The sequence below is a fragment of the Enterococcus sp. S183_ASV_20 genome (assembly GCF_018919685.1).
Classification (GTDB): domain Bacteria; phylum Bacillota; class Bacilli; order Lactobacillales; family Enterococcaceae; genus Enterococcus; species Enterococcus faecalis.
The window spans coordinates 1-6,534 of sequence record NZ_JAHLRI010000091.1; the positions used below are offsets into that span (position 1 = coordinate 1).

Genomic DNA, 6,534 nt, shown 5'->3' on the forward strand with positions numbered 1-6,534 from the left:
CTTCTAAAGCAACTGTTTGTGTTGCAGCATCAATTGTTTTAACTGTTCCTTGGATAAAGGTGGTCATTTTTTCATCGACAACATCCATAATATTGTATGTGATTTTTTCAGCTGGTTGTGTTCCAGCAGCAACTTCATGCAAATCCGTTGCTTCGTAGTGATAGTTGTTACGATCCACTAAAGTAATTTCGACGTCTTTGGCGCCTTTTTGTAATTCGCGTAATGTTTTTAAGCCTGCGTAACCAGCACCTAAAATAACAACATGTTTCTTATTCATTTTGATTCCCTTCCACTCTATAAAAAATTTACAGCCACCACAAACCTATGGCAAAAAATAGCACTTGTGCAGTTGCTCCCACAGCTAAGATCTTCACAGCACAAACAAATGTTTTACTCTTCACTTGTTCCTTCAGTAAGGCTTGGGTTTGTTTCCGTACAAAAGGTAAAGTTAAAAGCATGAGTAACATTGTTGGCGGGGTTAATCCTAAACCGACAGCTAACAAAATGGCTAACATTGCTATTGTATTTAATCCGACGAATAATTTCAAAGAACTTGCTTTGCCAAGGTAATGAACTAATGTATATCTCTTGTTATTTTCATCTTCCTCTAAGTCACAGATATTATTTGCTAACATTAAGTTAGCAATGTAACAAGTGTTAGGTAAGGCGACTAAGAAAATCCCCCATAAATTAGCTGCTGACCAATTGAAAACTTCAAACGTATTAATGTAGACACAAATAAGGGTAATCATGAACCCCATTGTAAATCCTGAGAAAACTTCCCCTAATGGTAGACTGGACAAAGGTTTCGGTCCCGATGAATAAAAAATACCAATTAAGTAACAATAAAGACCCATAATTAATAGCGGCCAGCCGACAATGAATGACAACCCAATCCCCATCAAAGCAGAAACGAGAATCATCCAAAAAATCATTTTGCGTATTAATGGCAAAGATAAATTTTCTCGACCGATAATATTCGTTTTTTCCTTATAATCATGAACTTCTGTGGCATGATGGTAATCATTATAATTATCTAAAATATCGACCGCCATATTAAAAATAAACATCGCAATGAAAAAAATTAAAACATAACCAACATGAAGTCGCCCATATTGGTACCAACTAAAACAAATTCCTAACAAAAATGGCAAAACACTCGCTGTTTTTGCTTTTAATTCTACTAATTCAAAAAATATTTCTCGATTCAAACTATCCCTCCGCTACTTTTTTACAAACTTTGTTACTTTTAAAACTTAATTACTGTATTTCTTTCGCCAATTCGTATACAATCAAATAGTATTGAACCACTGAAAGGATCGTAGTATATTTATGAACACATTTTGGAAGTCGTTTCCTGACGTTGAACGTTCTTTAACGGAAACATGTGAATTAATTGAACAAACGTTGCAAACACGCAACGAAGACATTGAAGAAGCCTTAGTAACTTTGGCTCGTTCTGGCGGCAAATTATTACGCCCCGCTTTTTTCTTTCTTTTTGCTCAACTGGGTGATGAAGAAAAACAAGAGAAACAACAATTATTAAAAATAGCTGCATCTTTGGAAATCCTACATATGGCTACGTTGATTCACGATGACATTATTGACGATTCTCCATTGCGCCGAGGCGCTGTGACTATTCAATCACAATATGGTAAAGACGTGGCTGTTTACACAGGTGATTTACTATTCACTGAATTCTTTACTTTGATTGCAGATGCCATGAATGGCTCTGAATTTATGAAAATCAATGCACAAGGAATGAAACGGTTATTACTTGGTGAACTCGATCAAATGAGTCATCGATTTGACCGCCGCATGTCGATTCCTGCTTATTTAAGAAGTGTCAACGGCAAAACAGCCGAACTTTTTTCACTAAGCTGTCTTGAAGGGGCCTATTTCGGTCATAGTTCAAAAGAAGTCCAACGTTTAGCTAAACGAATTGGCCGTCATATTGGCATTGCTTTTCAAGTCTATGACGATATTTTAGATTATACTGCCGACACGGAAACCTTGAAAAAGCCCGCTTTAGAAGACTTGTCACAAGGTGTTTATACGTTACCCCTTCTCTTCGCTTATCAAGCAGCACCTCACGTATTCAGCCCTTATTTGGATAAAGGACGCGCCATTACCTTAGAAGAGGCAGCTGAAGTTGCGGCGCTAGTTAATGACTATCATGGCGTTACAGAAGCACAAGCTTTTGCTAAAAAAGTAACCAACAAAGCAATCACTGATATTCAACAATTGCCTGATGGCACAGCAAAAGAAACCTTACTTTCCTTAACTGAGCTCTTATTACATCGTTCATTTTAAACGTTTTATGGAAGAATTGCCATTAATTGAAATAGAAAAACGACTGATTGTTTGCTTTAATCAACAACCAGTCGTTTTTTTATTCCTCGAAAGAACTAATGCCACGATCAATTCGGTAAAGTTTCTGATAATGCGCATTGGTTGCAAGTAATTCTTCTGGCGTACCACTCATCTCTAATTGGCCATCTTCAATAAAGATCACTTGATCCATCAAAGTTACGCCTTGCAAATGGTGGGTAATCCAGATGACGGTTTTATCTTTTAATGCCTCAAAAAAGGTTTCCAGCAATTGCTGTTCTGTAATTGGATCTAAACCAGTAGTTGGTTCGTCTAATAACACAATCGGTGTATCTTGCAAAAGAATCCGCGCTAGCGCCAAGCGATGTCGTTCGCCACCAGAAAAACGCAAACCTGCTTCATCCACCATTGTTTGTAAACCTTCTGGTAATTGGGCAACCATTTCTTTTAAGCCAACTTTTTCTAAAACCGCCCAAACTTCTGCTTCGCTTGCTTCTTCTCTACCAATCCGAATATTATTTAAAATGGTTGTTCGAAATAGGTACGGTGCTTGATGCATAACCCCAATATATTCAGTCATCGTCTCACCAAATGCCTCAGTTGGGATATTTCCTAAAAGGATTTCTCCCGAAGTAGGCCGTAAATCACCACGAATGAGCGAAGCCAACGTACTCTTTCCGGAACCACTGCGTCCTAAAATCGCTAATTTTTGTTTTTCAGGAATTGTTAACGATAAGTCATTTAATACCTTTTTCTCTTGATTTTCATATGCAAAAGACAAATGTTCTATCGATAAACTGGTGCCATTTGGCTGAACAGGCGCTTCTGTTGAGTCATCTTCCCCTTCAGGAAGCTCATTAAAACGACGAATGGAATCCTTATAAATCGTTGTTTCCTGTGCTGCAGCAGGTAGCGGAGCAAAGGCATCAATTAACGGAAAAACGGTTAAAACAAAGGCCCCAATCCAATTGGCTGCGCCCCCATGATTACCTGGAAACCGCACACTTGTCCAAGCTAAGACAGCAATCGCAATCACACCAAACAGAAGTTGTAAAACAAAGTCTCGGCCACGGTTAAATTGCTTCATTTTTTCATCTAATGCACGAACGTTTGCTTCATCTGTTTCATAACGAGCAACGAATTCAGAGCCACGTTGACTAAATACCCAATCAGACACACCTAGAATATTGTCGGTTAGTGTTTGATATAACTCATTTTTGGCATATTTATGTTTTTCTTGACGCGCACCATTCACTAGAACTGAAACAAGTGGTAATAGAAAAACAACCACTCCTAACATCAGTAACATGCATAAAGCAAACCACCAAGAAAAGAAACCTAATGCAATCACTAAAAAGATATACAAAATCCAAGCAATAACGGTTGGGAAAATCGTTCGTAAATACAAGTTTTGGATATGATTAATATCCTCCGAAAGCAAACCTAAGATATCCCCAGTGCGATATTTTGTCTTAAAGAAAATCGCATCTTTTTCTAGTACATTATAAAGTTTCAAGCGCAGATCAGAGGTCATTTTTAACACCCAGTTATGACTCGTTAGACGCTCCACATAACGAAAAACAGGACGGCCAATCCCGAATGCTCTTGTTAAAACAATGGGAATATAAATTAATAAAATATTCTCTGGTAAGGAAGCCGCACGACTGATTAAGTAACCAGACGTAAACATTAATGCCCCTGCGCTAAAGAACGTCAAGAAGCCTAAAAGTAAGGCAAAATACAAGGTTTTTTTATAGCGTTTTAAGAAAGGACGAACCCATTGATCGTTTTTCCAAACGTCTTTCGTTGTCGGCTGTTTTTCCATCATTGGCGTCCTCCCCTCATTTGCTTCATTAATTGAACATAGTAGCCATCTTTTTCAATCAACTCTGCTAGCGTTCCTTGTTCCACTAATTGACCTTTTTCCATCACTAAAATGTAATCCATTTCTTCCATCCAATGCAGACGATGTGTCGCAAAAAAGACAAGATGATTGTTCATTAATGGCAACATGCGCTCTTTCATTTCAACTTCTGTTTCAATATCCAAATGCGCTGTCGGCTCATCAAACAGCAAGACGTGGCGTTTTTGATCGACAAAGGCGCGGGCCAACGCTACTCGTTGCGCTTGTCCCCCACTTAACATTCGACCACTTTCCCCAATCAAGGTATGAATTCCTTCGGGAAGGTCTTTAACCAGCTCGTCTAAGCCAACTAACTGAATCGCTTGCTGAATCGCCTCATCTGTTGCTTCAGGTGTATAAAAGCGAATATTGTTTGCCAAAGTATCTTGAAAAATATATGGTGCTTGCGGAATATAAAGGATTTGTTTTTGCCAGTCTTTTTGTAAAAAATGTGGAATCGTTTGGCCATTTATCGCCAATTGACTCGTTTCTTCTGTTGGTAATAAAAAGCCGCTTAATAAATTAATTAACGTTGACTTACCAGAACCACTCGCCCCGATAATTCCAATCTTTTTGCGACCATCAACAGAGAATTGCAACGATTGAATCGCTTCTTGCGTTGCATCTTCATAGGAAAAATTTAACGCTGTGACTGACAACTGACTTTCTTGATGCCAATCATCTAACGTGAGCACATCGGTCTGTTCTGCTTCTGGCAATGCTAATACCGCTTGGATCGCTTGAAAAGAGTTTTTTCCATCTAAGGTTGCGTGATAATCACTTGAAAAATCACGAATCGGTAAAAAGAACTCAGGTGCTAAAATTAAAGTAACCAAGGCAGGAAATAATAAAATCGTGCCGTTTAATAAACTTAATCCAAGGAAAACTGCCACAACAGCTACCGATAATGTCGTAAAAAAGTCTAACGCAAAGGTTGATAAAATAGCAATTTTCAATGTACTCATGGTCGCTTTTCTGAATCGTTCACTTGTATGGTAAATACTTCCAGCATATTTTTTACTCAACCCAAACAGTTTCAGCGTGTCAATTCCTCGCAAGGAATCAATAAAATGATTGGAAAGCATTTGAAACGCCGCATATTGCTTGTCCGCTTTACTTTGTGCTGCATAACCTAACACAATCATAAAAATAATAATAATCGGAAAAACAATCAGCAATGTTACGCCTGAACGAATATCTTGTGTAAAAACAAAGGCCAAAATAATCCAAGGAATAATCATCATATTCATCATTTTTGTCAAAATCAATTGTAAATAATTTTCGGTTTGACTGATGCCTTCTAAAGCCATGGTAACCATATTTCCAGTTCCATTTTTTTGAACAACATTTGGCCCCAAACGGAAAATTTTGGTTAATAATTGTTCGCGTAATTCTTTCGAGCGTTCATAACTAAATGTATCGAGCATTCTCTCACGAAAATACGTAATAACATGTCGACCAAGATAAAAAATAAAAAAGAGTAAAATACTCTGTAGTTGTTGGTTAAGATGCCCGCCACTCCAAAGGCCGACAATGGCTTTTGAAAGAAAAAAAGCTTGCCCAATTATAAAGACTGCTTGCAGGAAAGAAAAACCTGCAAGCAAGACAAGAATTTTTTTGATTTTAGGCATCTGTAAGATGTCTTTATCAATCATAGATTTAATACCCCTCTGGTACGGCTGTCTGTGAAATACGTTTTCTGAAAATATAATAGGACCAAGCAGTATAAGCTAACACGAATGGTAAAATGCTTAAAGAAATCCACGTCATAATTTTTAGTGTATATGGTGTGCTTGTTGCATCTTTAATCAACAAATCAAAACCTTCACTACCAATCATAACACGTGGGAACAAGCCACTGAACAAGAGAGCAACTAGTACAACTAATGTTAAACCACTCGCTAGAAAAGCTAACATCTCTTTGCGTTTAAACACCCCAACATTGGCAATGACCGTTAAGACCACAATTGCTAACGTTAAAATTAAAGTGACCGCAAAGTTCTTTTCATAAAAGTCCGTTTTGAAGTACATCAACACTGCAAAAACAACTAAACCGACATATAAAACGCCGTATAAGATTTCTGCATAATTTCGAGCACGTTCGCGAATTGGGCCTTCTGTTTTTAAAGCAATATAGTTCATGCCGTGTAAGTAGCAAAGTAATGTTAAGGCTACTCCACCAACAATTGAAAACAGATTAAAATAATCCGTAAATTGCGCATGCATATTGCCGTTTGCATCTAAAGGCATCCCTTGGACTAAGCTGATAAACAAAATACCAAAGAAGAACGGTACAAGGA

The 6,534-nt window shown here is 37.8% G+C and carries 6 protein-coding genes; 1 reads left to right on the forward strand and 5 read right to left on the reverse strand.

Going from position 1 to position 6,534, the window contains the following annotated elements; translation table 11 throughout:
* Together KQI94_RS15040 and KQI94_RS15045 are read right to left on the reverse strand one after the other, a co-directional pair.
* On the reverse strand, positions 1-277 hold a 277-nt coding region (locus KQI94_RS15040), incomplete at its 3' end, for an FAD-dependent oxidoreductase (protein WP_216454561.1).
* A gap of 28 nt (positions 278-305) precedes the next feature.
* Positions 306-1,211: a prenyltransferase gene (locus tag KQI94_RS15045; RefSeq protein WP_002360016.1), complete on the reverse strand. Its 906-nt coding sequence runs from the start codon at positions 1,209-1,211 to the stop codon at positions 306-308.
* 121 nt (positions 1,212-1,332) lie between these two features.
* On the opposite strand from KQI94_RS15045, the gene KQI94_RS15050 reads away from it, so the two are divergent.
* A complete protein-coding gene (locus KQI94_RS15050; protein WP_002369162.1) occupies positions 1,333-2,313 on the forward strand; it encodes a polyprenyl synthetase family protein in 981 nt (326 codons plus the stop codon).
* 79 nt (positions 2,314-2,392) lie between these two features.
* On the opposite strand, the gene cydC is transcribed toward KQI94_RS15050, so the two are convergent.
* The 3 genes from cydC to KQI94_RS15065 all read right to left on the reverse strand — a co-directional run.
* Entirely contained in the window at positions 2,393-4,159 is a 1,767-nt protein-coding gene (gene cydC, locus KQI94_RS15055; protein ID WP_002364246.1) for a thiol reductant ABC exporter subunit CydC, read from the reverse strand.
* A complete protein-coding gene (gene cydD / locus KQI94_RS15060; RefSeq protein ID WP_002364369.1) occupies positions 4,156-5,889 on the reverse strand; it encodes a thiol reductant ABC exporter subunit CydD in 1,734 nt (577 codons plus the stop codon). The genes cydC and cydD overlap by 4 nt, the downstream gene beginning before the upstream one ends.
* Before the next feature lie 4 nt (positions 5,890-5,893).
* Positions 5,894-6,534, reverse strand: a 641-nt coding sequence (locus KQI94_RS15065; protein WP_216454563.1) for a cytochrome d ubiquinol oxidase subunit II, incomplete at its 5' end; no start/stop codon positions are given.